Source organism: Blastococcus sp. HT6-30, assembly GCF_039729015.1.
GTDB lineage: Bacteria > Actinomycetota > Actinomycetes > Mycobacteriales > Geodermatophilaceae > Blastococcus.
This window is the reverse complement of record NZ_CP155792.1, coordinates 2,101,504-2,114,994: the sequence shown is the minus strand read 5'-3', so window position 1 is coordinate 2,114,994 and position 13,491 is coordinate 2,101,504. Positions and strand designations below refer to the sequence as shown.

General features: G+C 73.6%; 12 protein-coding genes. 6 read left to right on the top strand and 6 right to left on the bottom strand.

Annotation, left to right across the window (positions count from 1 at the left end; translation table 11 throughout):
- Positions 1–11: 11 nt before the first annotated feature.
- The 5 genes from ABC795_RS10230 to ABC795_RS10210 all read left to right on the top strand — a co-directional run bounded on the left by ABC795_RS10230 (position 12) and on the right by ABC795_RS10210 (position 5,619).
- Positions 12–1,292 carry a cation:proton antiporter gene (locus ABC795_RS10230; RefSeq protein WP_347057073.1) on the top strand — a complete coding sequence of 427 codons (1,281 nt, stop codon included), beginning with the start codon at positions 12–14 and terminating at the stop codon, positions 1,290–1,292.
- Positions 1,293–1,301: 9 nt separating this feature from the next.
- Positions 1,302–1,838: a YetF domain-containing protein gene (locus ABC795_RS10225; protein WP_347057072.1), complete on the top strand. Its 537-nt coding sequence runs from the start codon at positions 1,302–1,304 to the stop codon at positions 1,836–1,838.
- 159 nt (positions 1,839–1,997) lie between these two features.
- Positions 1,998–4,463 (top strand): nitrate reductase, encoded by a 2,466-nt coding sequence (locus tag ABC795_RS10220; RefSeq protein ID WP_347057071.1) that lies wholly within the window; start codon positions 1,998–2,000, stop codon positions 4,461–4,463.
- Positions 4,460–4,942, top strand: coding sequence for a hypothetical protein (locus ABC795_RS10215; RefSeq protein WP_347057070.1), 483 nt, complete (start codon positions 4,460–4,462; stop codon positions 4,940–4,942). Before ABC795_RS10220 ends, ABC795_RS10215 begins: the two co-directional genes overlap by 4 nt.
- Entirely contained in the window at positions 4,939–5,619 is a 681-nt protein-coding gene (locus ABC795_RS10210) for a GPR1/FUN34/YaaH family transporter (RefSeq protein WP_347057069.1), read from the top strand. The genes ABC795_RS10215 and ABC795_RS10210 overlap by 4 nt, the downstream gene beginning before the upstream one ends.
- A gap of 40 nt (positions 5,620–5,659) precedes the next feature.
- On the opposite strand, the gene ABC795_RS10205 is transcribed toward ABC795_RS10210, so the two are convergent.
- The 5 genes from ABC795_RS10205 to ABC795_RS10185 all read right to left on the bottom strand — a co-directional run bounded on the left by ABC795_RS10205 (position 5,660) and on the right by ABC795_RS10185 (position 10,938).
- Positions 5,660–7,036 carry a DUF2254 domain-containing protein gene (locus ABC795_RS10205; protein WP_347057068.1) on the bottom strand — a complete coding sequence of 459 codons (1,377 nt, stop codon included), beginning with the start codon at positions 7,034–7,036 and terminating at the stop codon, positions 5,660–5,662.
- A 140-nt stretch (positions 7,037–7,176) separates the two neighbouring features.
- Complete coding sequence (locus ABC795_RS10200) at positions 7,177–7,773, bottom strand: GerMN domain-containing protein (RefSeq protein ID WP_347057067.1); 597 nt, start codon at positions 7,771–7,773, stop codon at positions 7,177–7,179.
- Positions 7,770–9,191 carry a HAMP domain-containing sensor histidine kinase gene (locus ABC795_RS10195; RefSeq protein ID WP_347057066.1) on the bottom strand — a complete coding sequence of 474 codons (1,422 nt, stop codon included), beginning with the start codon at positions 9,189–9,191 and terminating at the stop codon, positions 7,770–7,772. The genes ABC795_RS10200 and ABC795_RS10195 overlap by 4 nt, the downstream gene beginning before the upstream one ends.
- Positions 9,188–9,865, bottom strand: coding sequence for a response regulator transcription factor (locus ABC795_RS10190; protein WP_347057065.1), 678 nt, complete (start codon positions 9,863–9,865; stop codon positions 9,188–9,190). The genes ABC795_RS10195 and ABC795_RS10190 overlap by 4 nt, the downstream gene beginning before the upstream one ends.
- A 14-nt stretch (positions 9,866–9,879) precedes the next feature.
- Positions 9,880–10,938 (bottom strand): IS110 family transposase, encoded by a 1,059-nt coding sequence (locus tag ABC795_RS10185; RefSeq protein WP_347057064.1) that lies wholly within the window; start codon positions 10,936–10,938, stop codon positions 9,880–9,882.
- A gap of 475 nt (positions 10,939–11,413) precedes the next feature.
- Here ABC795_RS10185 and ABC795_RS10180 point away from each other — a divergent pair, with 475 nt between their 5' ends.
- Positions 11,414–12,418 (top strand): potassium channel family protein, encoded by a 1,005-nt coding sequence (locus ABC795_RS10180; protein WP_347057063.1) that lies wholly within the window; start codon positions 11,414–11,416, stop codon positions 12,416–12,418.
- Positions 12,419–12,427: 9 nt separating this feature from the next.
- On the opposite strand, the gene ABC795_RS10175 is transcribed toward ABC795_RS10180, so the two are convergent.
- Positions 12,428–13,306, bottom strand: coding sequence for a metallophosphoesterase (locus tag ABC795_RS10175; protein WP_347057062.1), 879 nt, complete (start codon positions 13,304–13,306; stop codon positions 12,428–12,430).
- Between the last annotated feature and the right edge of the window lie 185 nt (positions 13,307–13,491).

Below are 13,491 nucleotides of genomic sequence, written 5' to 3'. Positions count from 1 at the left end.
GGCGGGGCACGATGACCGTCGACGTGCTGCTCGCGGCGGCGGGCGCCCTGGCGCTCGTCGCCGCGGCGTGGTCGGACTGGATCCGCCGGCTGCCGGTCAGCGAGCCGCTCCTGGCGCTCGGCATCGGCGTCGTCCTCGGCCCGGCGGTGTTGGGCGTGCTGCCGCTGCCCGACCTGCTCGAGGACCACGCGTGGCTGCACACCGCCGCCCGGCTGCTGCTGGCGATGTCGGTCATGTCGGTGGCGCTGCGCTACCCGTTCCGCCTCGCGCGCACCCGCTGGCGGCAGGTGCTCCTGCTGCTGGCCGTGGTGATGCCGGCGATGGCGTTCGTCACCGCCGGGCTGGCCGCGCTGACCCTCGGCGTCGGGCTCGGGGTGGCGGCGCTGATCGGGGCTGCGCTGACGCCGACCGACCCGGTCCTGGCCTCCACCGTCGCCACCGGCAAGCCGGCCGAGGAGGATCTGCCCGGGCACGACCGCCAGCTGCTCTCCCTGGAGTCCGGGGCCAACGACGGCCTGGCCCTGCCGTTGGTCCTCGTCGCCATCGCCCTGGCCGGTCCGCTGTCCATGGGTGAGGCGCTGGTGGAGTCGCTGTGGGACGTCGCCGGCGCCGTTCTGCTCGGCGTGCTGCTCGGCTGGCTGGGTGGCCGCGCGCTGCGCGCCGGCGCCGAGCACGGGGCGACCGATCCAGGGCCCGAGCTGGTCTTCACGGTGGTCCTGGCCTTCGCCGTGCTCGGCGTCGGTGGGCTGATCCGGGTCGACGGGATCCTGGCGGTGTTCGTCTGCGGCCTGGCCTTCAACGCGGTCAGCACCGGCCGGGAGCGCACCGCGGACGTACGCATCGACGAGGCGGTGAACCGGTTCGTCGTCCTCCCGCTGTTCCTGGCCTTCGGTGCGATCCTGCCGTGGTCGGAGTGGCGCACCCTCGGCTGGGGCGGCCTGCTCTTCACCGTGCTGGTACTGGTGCTTCGCCGGCCCCCCGTCGTCTACCTGCTCCGCCGTCCCCTGCACCTGGCCCGACCGGACGCCGCTTACCTGGGCTGGTTCGGCCCGATCGGTGTCTCGGCGCTGTTCTACCTGACGCTGGAGTCCGAACGGTTGTCGATGGACCCGGTCGTCCTGGTCGCCGGCACACTCGTGGTGGCGGCCAGCACCGTGGTGCACGGCCTGACGGCGACGCCGGGGCGCGTTCTCTACCGCAAGGTCGCCGGCCCGAAGGGCCGCGACGAGCAGGACGACACCGGAGATCACGATCGGGACCGATCTGCGTCGACTCCGGGGCCGGACGGGTAGGGGCACCCCATGTGGTTCGACGAATGGTCCGGTGTGGTCCGGGTGCTGCTGGTGGGATCGGCGGCGTACGTGACCGTCGTGGCGGTCCTGCGGCTCTCCGGCAAGCGGACGCTCACCAAGCTCAACGCCTTCGACCTGGTGGTCACCGTGGCGCTGGGCTCCACCCTGGCCACCATCCTGCTCAGCAGCGACGTCGCCTGGACCGAGGGCGCCGTCGCCCTGGGGCTGCTGGCGCTGCTGCAGGCGGTGGTCGCATGGCTCACGGTCCGGTGGCCGGGGTTGCGGACCGTCGTCACGTCCCGGCCCACGCTGGTGCTGCGGAACGGCGAGCCGGTGCGCGACCGGATGCGGGAGGTGCGGGTGGGCATCTCCGAGATCCGCCAGGCGGTCCGCGCCTCCGGGGCCGGCGACCTGGCCGACGTGGCCGCGGTCGTGCTCGAGAGCGACGGCTCGCTGAGCGTCATCCCGGCGGAGAAGTACGGCGCCGGTTCCGCGCTCGAGGGGATCGCGGGTGCCGACGACGTCACCCGCGGCGCGAAAGCCTGACCGACGCCCGCGGCGGCAGGTGCACGTGTCGCCGTGGGGGCCGGGCCGATGTGACGAAACCGTGTCAGCTGCTCCCGACAGCCCAGGTGGGTGTTGCAACCGGCGGCCGGCCGGGCACGGGGCGGGCCTGGAACACCATCGACCTCCCGGAGGACGACCGTGCGACGCACCGACCGCATCGCGGACCCGTGGGGCACACGCACCCCGTACGGACCGGGCGAGGACTGGCCCACACGGGTGGACAGCTACCTCGCCGACGGACTGACCGAAGACGACGTCGACCGCTGGGTGCAGTCGGCGACGATCCTGCACTCCAACGGGGACGGCCTGGACATCGCCGTCAAGGACGACCGCATCGTCGGCGTCCGCGGGCGCGCCGTCGACCGCGTCAACCACGGTCGGCTGGGGCCGAAGGACCTCTACGGCTGGCAGGCCAACAACTCGCCCGACCGGCTCACGAAACCGCTGATCCGCCGCGACGGCGAACTCGTCGAGACCGACTGGGACACCGCGATGGAGGCGGTCGTCGGCCGGGCGAAGCAGCTGCTCGACGAGCAGGGCCCCAGCGCGATCAGCTTCTACACCACCGGGCAGCTGTTCCTGGAGGAGTACTACACCCTGGGACTCATCGCCCACGGCGGCATCGGCACCAACCACGTCGACGGGAACACCCGGCTGTGCACCGCCACCGCCGCGGCCGCGCTGAAGGAGTCCTTCGCCAGCGACGGCCAGCCGGGCTCGTACACCGACATCGACCACGCCGACGTCATCGCGCTGTACGGCCACAACATGGCCGAGACCCAGACGGTGCTCTGGTCCCGGATCCTCGACCGGCTGGCCGGGCCCACCCCACCGGCGGTCGTCTGCATCGACCCCCGGGAGACGCCGGTGGCCCGCGCGGCGACCGTCCACCTGGCCCCGCGGCCGGGCACCAACCTCATGCTCATGAACGCCCTGCTGCACGAGATCATCGCCAACGACTGGGTCGACGCCGGGTACGTGGAGGCGCACGCGGTCGGCTACGAGGAGCTGGTGAACCGGGTGCAGAACTACCCGCCCGAGGTGGCCGCCGAGGTCTGCGACGTGCCGGCGGAGCGCATCCGGGAGGCCGCCCGCGTCATCGGCACCGCCGAGCGGCTGCTGTCGTCGGTGCTGCAGGGCTTCTACCAGTCCCACCAGTCGACGGCCGCGGCCGTCCAGGTGAACAACATCCACATCGTGCGCGGCATGCTCGGCAAGCCCGGGTGCGGAATCCTGCAGATGAACGGCCAGCCGACCGCGCAGAACACCCGGGAGGCGGGGGCCGACGGCGACCTGCCGGCCTTCCGCAACTGGTCGAACGACGAGCACGTCAAGGACCTCGCGCGGGTCTGGAACGTCGACCCGATGGACATCCCGCACTACTCGCCGCCGACGCACGCCATGCAGATGTTCCGGTACGCCGAGGAGGGCTCCATCCGGTTCATGTGGGTGCAGGCCACCAACCCGGCGGTCTCGCTGCCCGAGCTGGGCCGGATCCGCGACGTGCTCGCCCAGGACCGCCTGTTCCTGGTGGTGCAGGACATCTTCCTCTCCGAGACCGCGCAGTTGGCCGATGTCGTGCTACCCGCGGCGACCTGGGGGGAGAAGACCGGCACCTTCACCAACGTCGACCGCACCGTGCACCTGTCGGAGAAGGCGGTCGAGCCGCCGGGTGAGGCCAAACCCGACCTCGAGATCTTCATCGACTTCGCGCACCGGCTGGGGCTGAAGGACAAGGACGGGCAGCCGCTGGTCAAGTGGTCGACGCCGGAGGAGGCGTTCGAGGGCTGGAAGGACTGCACCCGCGGGCGGCCGTGCGACTACACCGGCCTGAGCTACGACAAGCTGCGCGGCGGCAGCGGCATCCAGTGGCCGTGCAACGAGGAGCACCCCGACGGCACCGAGCGCATCTACGTGGACGGGCAGTTCTGGGCAGCTCCCGGCTACTGCGAGAACTACGGCCGGGACCTGGTCACCGGTGCGCCGTTGTCGCCCACCGAGTACAAGGCCATGAACCCCGGCGGCAAGGCCGTCCTGAAGGCGGCGGAGTACGTGCCGCCCCACGAACTGCCCAGCCAGGACTTCCCGTTCCAGCTGATCACCGGCCGGACGCTGTACCACTTCCACACCCGGACCAAGACCGCCCGCGCCCCCCAGCTGCAGAAGGCGGCACCGGAGGTGTGGGTGGAGATGTCGGCGGGCGACGCGGCCGACCGGGGGTTCACCGAGGGGGACCTGCTGGAGATCAGCACGCCGCGCGGCCGGGTGGAGGCCAAGCTGCGGATCAGCGGCATCCGGCCCGGGGTGGTCTTCCTGCCGTTCCACTACGGCTACTGGGACGCACCCGAGGGGCGCGAGCCGGCCGGGAAGCGGGGCCGGGCGGCCAACGAGCTGACGCTCACCGACTGGGATGCGGCCTCGAAGCAGCCGATCTTCAAGACCGCAGCCGCTGCCGTGAAGCGCCTGGAGAAGGCCGACGGGCCGTCGCCGGCCCCCACCACGACCGGCTCGCGACCGGTCACCGAGGGAGTTCCGCCCACGACCGGTGGCGAGGCCGCCCTGGCCACCGAGGAGTTGGTGAGCGTGTCCGGAGGTGCCCGATGAAGCTGAGGCTGGCGATCGAGGAGCTGCACAGGTCGGAGAACCACCTCGCCGGCGCCCTGCTGGCGATGTCGGACCGGCACAAGGCCGACCACGAGATCTTCCACGTGGCGCGTGACATCGCCCGGTGGTCGCAGGACCACGTGCGCGCCCTGGCGGACATCGGCCAGGAGTTCGGGCTGGACCTGGACCCCGAGCCCGAGGGTGATCCGACGATCCTCGAGAAGACCCGGCAGAAGGCCTCGGACCTGATGGGTCGCAGCAGCGCGCCGGGGCTCCTGCTGCTGGCCGACCTGCGGCACATCTACCGGGAGGCGTCGGGCACGTCGCTGGACTGGGAGCTGCTGGCCCAGGGGGCGCAGGGCGCGCGGAAGAAGGAGCTGCTCGAGCTCGCCCAGCGGTGCCACCCGCAGACGCTCCGCCAGGTCCGGTGGGCCAACGGCAAGCTCAAGGAGTCGGCGACCCAGGTGCTGGTCAGTTGAGCACCGGCGCGGGTGCCACGCCGACGGGGACGCAGGTCGTGCTCCGCCCGCTGGCCACGCCGCTGCCGCTCGGCTTCCTGGCGCTGGCGCTGGCCACCACGGTGTTCAGCGCGGTGCAGCTCGGCTGGGTGCCGCCCGAGGAGGGGCGGGTCGCCGGCTACACCGCGCTGTTCGCCACCGTGCCGCTCCAGCTGCTGGCGTCGGTGTTCGGATTCCTGAGCCGCGATCCCGTGGCCGCGACCGGCATGGGCGTCCTCAGCGGGACCTGGGCGGTCGCGGGTCTCACCACCCTCAGCACCCGGCCGGGCCAGGTCAGCCCCGGGCTGGGCACGCTGCTGCTCGTGGGCGCCGCCGCCATGCTCGTGCCGGCGGCCGCGGCGGTCAGCAGCAAGGTCGTTCCCGCGGCCGTGATGGCCCTGGCCGCCACCCGGTTCGCCGTCACCGGGATCTACGAGCTCACCGGCTCCGCCGCCTGGAAGACGACGGCCGGCTGGGTCGGGGTGGTGCTCGCCGTGCTGGCGATCTACGCGGCCCTCGCCCTGGAGCTGGAGGGGGCCCGGGAGCGGACCGTCATCCCCGTCGGCCGGCGCGGCGCCGGCCGCTCGGCGATGGCGGGCGACGGCCCGCTGGACCCCGGCGACCTCATCCGGGAGGCGGGGGTCCGCCCTCAGCTGTGACCCGCCGGCCCTCGGCGCGTCGGCCCGGCGGCGGCGGTGCTCAGCCGGCCGGCGCGTCCTGGGCCGACGGCCGGCGATGGGGCTCGGGCGCGACCGACCACCGGCCCGCGAGCGCGTCCTCGACGCCGGAGCGCCACAGGGCGGCCTCCCGGTCGTCGATCGCGGTGGTCTCCACGGCCAGGCTCGTGGTGCGCTCGACGAGGACGTCGAGGTCGCGGTCCAGCCCGTGCCCGCGCACGCGCCAGGCCAGCTCGCGCAACAGCCCCGCGATCCGCCGCAGCACCGCCGGCTGCCCGGAGGCGTACTCGAGCGTCTCCTCGAGCCCCAGCCGCAGCAGCTCCCCGGACGTCCAGCGGTGGACCACCAGGCGCACGACGCCATCGGCGTCCCGGCGGACCAGCGTCGGCGAGTGGCGGGGCAGCATGTCGCCCAGCAGCGCGGAGAGGTGCGACAGCGCGTGCACGGCCGTCGTCGGGTCGTTGATGCCGGGGGAGAGGGCTCGCCCGGCGATGTCGACGATCTTGCGCACGCTGTAGGCGGCGTCCTCCTCCGGGGTCCGCTCGTAGGACAGCGCGACCGCGCCGGTGACGACCTCCGCCAGCTCGTCCGCGTCCCGCACCGGGCCCCCGGCGCGCACCCAGGCGTGGGCCAGCGGTGTGCCCGCCACCACCGAGTCGCCCATCCGAGGCCGCAGGACCACGACGAGGTCCCGGTCACGCGCCTCGGCGACCAGCCGCTCCTCGTCGACCGCCACGACGAAGCCGCTGGCGCGCGCCTCGACGGGCGTGCCCGGGCCGGCGGGCAGCTCCGGCGGGGCGTCGTCCGGGTCGTCCGCCGTGCGCTCGATCGTGGCCACGGCCTCGTCGTGGACGTTGCGCAGCATCGTCTCCACCCGCAGCATCCGGGCGAGGTGGCCGAGGAACACCACCAGGGCCGCCACGCTGCCCAGGGAGAACAGGAAGGCCAGGGTGATCGACAGGCGGGGCACGAACGCCGAGCCGTCCAGCGTCGCCTCCGACGTCCGGACGGTCCGGAGCACGGTGAGCGCGTAGACGAATGTCCCGGTCAGCTGGGCGAGGGTCGCCTGCACCACCGGATCGGTGACGAACGTCTGCAGCAAGCGGGGGGAGTACTGGCTGCTGCCCAGCTGCAGGGCGACCACGGTCAGCGAGAAGGTGACGCCGGTGACCGAGATCAGCGAGCCGGCGATCGCGGCCAGCAGGTCCCGCGCGGCGGCCGGTCCGCCGCCGAAGACGGACGCGAGCGGCGAGCCCTCGTCGGCGGTGCCCAGGCGTTCGTCGAGCAGCGGCAGCATCACTCCGACGGCCACGGCGAGGGTCACGGCGAGGAGGGGCAGCGGCCAGAGGGCACCGCGGGCCAGCCGCCAGAGCCGGCCGAACGGGTTGATCCGCGTCACCCCGTCACCGCCGCATCTCGAGGACCATGCCGACGATCATGACCGCCGCCTCCGCTCCGTCGGTGACCAGGGTGACCAGCACCGCACGGGTGCTGCTGTGGACGGGGACCCGACCGCCTGACGACGGCGGGACCGGCCGGTCACTCGGTCTCCGTGGCGGGCGGCCCGGACGGCGGCCGGTCGTCGTCGGGACCGCTCACCGGCGCCACGGACCGGAAGTGGGTGCGGCTCACCGGCTGCTCGGTGAGCCCGCCGTCGGTGGGGACCTCCACGGGCACCCCGTCGACGAGGAACCGCACCTGCGTGGTGCCCGGCAGGTCGGTGAGCGTCCACACGACCTGGGCCACCGCGAGCAGCTGGTTGCCCCCGGTGATTCCGGTGAACTCCCGGGTCACCGACACCGACGTGATGCCACCGGGAACGCCCTCGTCGACCCGCAGGGTCTGCGGCGCGAGCGCGGTGCGCAGCCCACCGATGACCTCGGCCCGGGTGGGTCCCAGGTTCAGCTGGCCGAGCGCGGACGGGGCGTCGACGACGTCCGTCGCGCGCTCGACCGGCGCCAGGACGGTGCCCCGGACGAAGTAGACGGTGAGCGTCGGGCCGTTCGCCGGGGGCTGCCCCCCGGTCTCGCTGACCTCGGGCACCGGGATGGTGAGCACCTGCGGGCGGTCCTGGGGGTCCACCCCGCAGCCGGCGAGGACCACGAGCGCGCACAGCAGCACGGCGAGGGCCCTCACGACTGCGTCTCCACGGGCAGCTCGACGACGAAGCGGGCGCCGCCGGACGGGCTGTTCCTGACCCGGATCCGCCCGTCCATGGCGGTGATGTGCCGGGTGACCAGCGCGAGCCCGAGGCCGGAGCCGTCGGTCCGCGTGCGGATGCTGCCCGACCCGCGGGCGAACCGCTCGAAGATCCGTTCCCGCTCGTCCTCCGGGACGCCAGGGCCGGCGTCGTCCACGCACACCATGGCGGTGTCGCCGTGCCGGTCCACGATCACGGCGGTGACGCCGGCGCCGTGCTTGTCGGCGTTGTCCAGCAGGTTGCTCAGCGCCCGTTCGAGCCGTCGCTTGTCGACGCAGACGAGGACGTCGCGGGCGGCGTCCTCGACGGTGAGCAGCTCCGCGGCGCTGCCGTCGAGGCGGTGCCGGGCGACCACGGCCTCGGTCAGCGACGCCAGGCGGACCGGCTCGGCGACCAGGTCGGCGCTGCCGGCGTCGGCCCGCGAGATCTCCAGCAGGTCGGCGACCAGGCGCTCGAAGCGGACCACCTCCGAGCGGAGCAGGGCGAGGGCCTCGGCCTGGTGCGGGTCGTCAGGGTCGGCGGTGGCGTCCACCAGGTCCAGCGCGCCCAGCATGGTGGTGAGCGGGCTGCGCAGCTCGTGGCTGACGTCGGCGGCGAAGCGGGCGTCGCTGCGCACCCGCGCCTCCAGCGCGTCGGCGGTCTGGTTGAACGAGGTGGCGATCGGGACGAGGGAGGGGTCGCCCCGGGGGTCGATGCGCGTGTCGAGGGCACCGCCGGCGACGGCGGCGGCCGCGCTGGAGATGCGGTCCAGCGGGCGCAGGGTCGGGCGGGTCACGTACCAGCCGACCAGCAGGGAGAGGGGCACCGTGCCCAGGACCGCGACGGCGAGCACGGTCGCCAGCACGCGGTAGGTCTTGTCCAGCTCGTCGAGCGGGAAGACCTCGACGTAGGCCTGCCGGAGCTCCGCGAGCGGGATGCCCACGGCCATCATCGTCTCGCCCTGGACCTCGATCCGCTGCCGCGCGGGCGTGCCGGCGACCACCGTCTCGCGCAGCTGCTCGGGGAGGGCGTCCCGGCCGACCAGCAGCGAGGTGGTCGTCCAGGCGCCGTCGTCGACGAGCAGCGACGTCGACCCGGTCTCCCGCGGTAGCTGGGCGAGCACCTGCGGGACGCCGAGCCCTTCGGTGGCCAGGGCACGCTGGACCTGCGCCGCGTTGTCGGTGGCCTGGATCAGGGTGACCCGTTCCCGCTGGACGAGCAGGTACTGCGACACACCGACCCACACGGCGATGGCCAGCACGCCGGAGAGAACGAAGGTGACCGCGGCGAACGCCACGGCGGCCCGCCCCCGCAGCGTCCGCGGCCGGAGGGACCGGGCCGGCCGACCGTCCTGGTGGTCGTGCCGGGGGATCACTCCGGTACTCGGTAGCCCATGCCGCGCACGGTGGTGACCAGCGTGGGGTTGCCCGGCTCCGGTTCGATCTTCTTCCGCAACCGGCGCACGTGGACGTCGACCAGCCGGGAGTCGCCGAAGTAGTCGTAGCCCCACACCCGCTCGAGGAGTTCCTCGCGGCTGAGCACCCGGCCGGGCTCGGCGGCCAGCTCGCACAGCAGCCGGAACTCGGTACGCGTGAGGTTGAGCAGTTCCCCACCCCGCGTCACCGTGCCGTCCGCCGGTGCGATCTCCAGGTCGCCCACCTGGAGCCGGGTGCGCGGCTCCGGGGCCCGGGTGCGCCGCGCCAGGGCCCGGATCCGCGCGGACAGCTCCTTGACCACGAAGGGCTTGGAGACGTAGTCGTCGGCGCCGGCCTCCAGGCCCGCGACGACGTCATGGCTGTCCGAGCGCGCGGTCACCATGATCACCGGTGTGTTGGAGGTGCGGCGGATCTCCCGGCAGACCTCGAAACCGTCCTTCCCGGGCAGCATGAGGTCCAGCAGGATGACGTCGAACGTGTTCTCCGCCAGCCGCGCCAGCCCGTCCTCGCCGCTGCCGGCCTCGGTGACCTCGAGCCCCTCCCGCTGCAGCGTCATCTGGAGCATCCGGCGGATCCGCGGATCGTCCTCGATGATCAGCACGGACCGCGACATGCGTTGCTCCTATGTCAAGCCGCCTGCGGCAGGGGTGCCGCGGCGAGCTGGTCGGTGGGTCGAAGGAGGTGGAAGACGATCCGGGCGAGGCGTCGCTTGAGCGCGCGAAGTGCTTCCATGCTCGTGTCGCCGTTGGCGCGTCGGCGCTGGTAGTAGGCGCGGCCTTGGCCGTCGAGGCGGATCTGGGTGACCGCGATGCGGTGCAGAGCGGCGTTGAGCTGGCGGTTGCCGCCGCGGGCCAGTCGGTGCCGGTCGGTCTTGCCCGAGGACGCCGGGATGGGAGCGGCGCCGGTGTGCATGGCGAAGCAGGCTTCGGAGCGGAACCGGGCCGGGTTGGCCGTCTCACCCAGCAGCTTGGCCGCCGTCAGTGCCCCGCAGCCGGGCAGGTCGAGCAGCTGGGGGGCCTGGGCCCGTACCAGCTCGCTGATCTCCTTCTCCAATGCGTTGATCCGCTCGGTGAGCGCACGGATGTCGGCGAGCTCCTCCAGCGCGATCCGCCGCACCGTGCTGGCCGGCAACTCCTGAAGCCGCGCCTGGGCGCGGTCCAGGTGCTTGGCCAGGTCCAGTTTGCGAGTCGGCGGGTCGAACTCCGGGTCGAGCTCGTGCAGCCGCCAACGCAGGCGGTTCTGCAGCCCGGTCCGCGTGCCGACCAGGTCCTCGCGGTGGTCGACCAACAGCTTCAGCTCCCGCGAGGCGTGGGTGTGCTCAGCGCGCGGCAGGTCCGGCTCGCGCAGCGCCGCCCGGGCGATGGCCAGCGCGTCGATGGGATCGGACTTGCCGCGGGTGCGGGCGCTGGTGCGGGCCTGCGCCATCAGCTTCGGCGGCACCCGCACCACGGAGGCGCCGGCATCCAGCAGAGCCCGCTCGAGCCGGGTGGAGACGTGACGGCAGTCCTCCACCGCGAACTCCACCCGCTGCTCGGCGAACTCGCGGATCGCCCAGCGCATCAGTTGCCGATGCCCGGCATCGGTCGCCCGCACCGTCTTCGGCGTGCCCAGCTGCCGCCCGGCTGCATCTACCCCAACCGCGCAGTGGGTCTGCTTGTGGACGTCGATCTCAACCGTGACCACCATGAGGGGGTCTCCTCTCTGACCCGAGAAGGGACGGTTGGGCCGGCCGGCGGACACACCTCAGTGGGGGCGCGGCCACGCTCCTATCAAGTCACGCCGGTCGGCCCTGACCAGCGGCGATCGGCACAACGCATGACGGCCAACCCCTTACGGAGCGGCACGCAGTCTGCGAGCCAGACCACCGCCAGCCAGGATCCCAACCCCCGCAACCAGTCGGCGCGGTGCTCAGCACCCTGACACTGACCTCAGTCTGACGACCGCACCGGCGGCCTGCAGCGCGGAGCGCCCGGGCGGGTGCCGGTCCGGGCGGGACCATGTGACGACTGCATGATGACCGGGTCGCGAGCGCCGGGGTGGGCTACCTCGTCCTGGACGAGCCGGGTGGAGACGCCGCGGCGGAGGAGGAGAACGTGCAGATCACCCGCAGGAGACGTCCCGGCCGACGGGGCCGCGGCGGGCCCCCGGAGGTCCGTGCGCGGTGAGCGACGTCCTCCTCGTCCTCGTCGGGGCGTCCGCCGTCGCCCTGGTGGTGTGGGACGTCAGCGCCACCACGCTCGCCCTCGGCGAGGGCGCCGGTCCGCTGACCCGGCGGCTGCTCGCGGCGGCGTGGCGCGTGCTGCTCCGGCTCCACCGGCGGGGCGGCGGTCGGCCGCGCCTGCTCAGCGTGGCCGGCCCGGTCCTGATGGGCGCGACCGTCGCCCTGTGGGTGGTCCTCTTCTGGGCCGGCTGGTCGCTGATCTTCCTCGGCAGCGGCTCGGTGGCCGAGGCCAGCACCGGCCGGCCGGGGTCGGCCGCCGACGTCGTCTACTTCGCGGGCTACGCCGTGTCCACCCTCGGCGTCGGCGACTTCGTCGCCACCGATCCGGCCTGGCGGGTGATCACCTCTCTCGCCAGCTTCAGCGGCCTCGCGCTGGTCACCCTCTCCATCACGTACCTGTTCTCCGTGATGAACGCGGTCGTCGCCCGGAGGTCGGTGGCGACCCAGCTGCACGGGCTGGGGGACAGCGCCCAACGGATGGTGGTCGGCGGCTGGGACGGGGACCGGTTCAGCCCCGTCCTCACCCAGCAGCTCCTGCAGCTGCCGGCGCAGCTGGCCTCGGTCGCCGAGCAGCACCTGGCCTACCCCGTGCTGCACTACTTCCGCAGCGCGCGGGCCACCGCGTCGGCGCCGGTCGCGATCGCCCGGCTCGACGACGCGCTGCTGGTCCTCGGGGCGGCGGTCGCCGCGGAGCTGCGGCCGCCCGCCGCAGCGGTGCTGCCGGTCCGCCGCGTCATCGACCGCTACGTGGCGACCGCGTCGCACGGCCGGACACCCCTGCACGACGCGGGGCCGCCGCCCGAGCCCGGGCTCCGCCGGCTGATCGACGCGGGCATACCGCTCGGCGATGCGGCGGAGTGGCGGCGCGCCGTCGACGCCGCGGCGCCGCGCCGCGCCCGGCTGCGGCAGCTCGTGCAGGACGCAGGCTGGGAGTGGCAGGAATGACCGCGCCGGTCAGTCCCCCGGGCGCAGCTCGAAGAAGGCGACCTCCGGCGGGGCGTTGATCCGCATCGGCACGAGGCTGAACCCGATGCCGCAGGTCACGAACATCCGGTTGCCCTCCGCGCCGTACTCCTCGGGGGCCCAACCCTTGGCGACGATCTTCTCCTCGTCGGTCAGCGCCAGGTACGACCACGTCGGCGTGCCCGGCAGCGCGATCTGGCCGCAGTGGGTGTGCCCGGCGAGGGCCAGCGGGGCGGTGCCGGCCGGGAACTCCGGAAAGGCCGTGGGGTTGTGCGACAGCACGATCCGGGGGGCGTCGTCCGGGACGCCGGAGAGGGCCGCCTCGACGTCAACCTCCCCGGGGACGACGGGGCCGATCCCCACCACGTGCAGCGCCTGCGCACCGGTCCCGGTGCCGGGCACCGGCGCCGCCTCGTTGCGCAGCATCGTGATGCCCGCCTCCTCGAAGGCGGTGGTCAGCTCCTCGGCCGCACCGACGGCGTAGTCGTGGTTGCCCAGGACGGCGAAGGTGGGGATGCCCGACTCGACCAGTGGGTCGAGCAGCTCCATGACCCCGGCCACCTGCTCGGGGATGCTCGGGTCGCTGCTGTAGACGTAGTCACCGCCGAGGAGCGCCATGTCCGGATCGGCGTCGACGATCCGCTCCACGGCCCGCTCGACCATGCCGGTGTTGGACCACCACATGCCGATCTGCAGGTCGGTGACGACCCCGACCTCCGTGCCGTCGGCAGCGGTGACGAGGCCGGGCAGCGGGACGTCGAGGTGCTCCTCGTCGAGGATCAGCCGCGGCTCCACCAGGACGCCGTAGGCCACGAGCAGCGCCAGCGCCCCCGCGAGCGCCACGGCGATCCGCAGGGTCCAGCGCAACATGTCGGGGTGCCTCCAGGGTGCAGGGCGCGGCCGTGTGCCGCCGTCGGGCGGTGCCCGCCGCCGTTCCGCCGACTCCTCCGGCGACGGGATCGCCACGCGCTTGTCATGTAGGGCCGAGCCCGCCGCGGCGGGCCACGCGGTGGCGGCCGGGAACCGCTGCCGGCCGCCGTCACGGTTCCGCAATG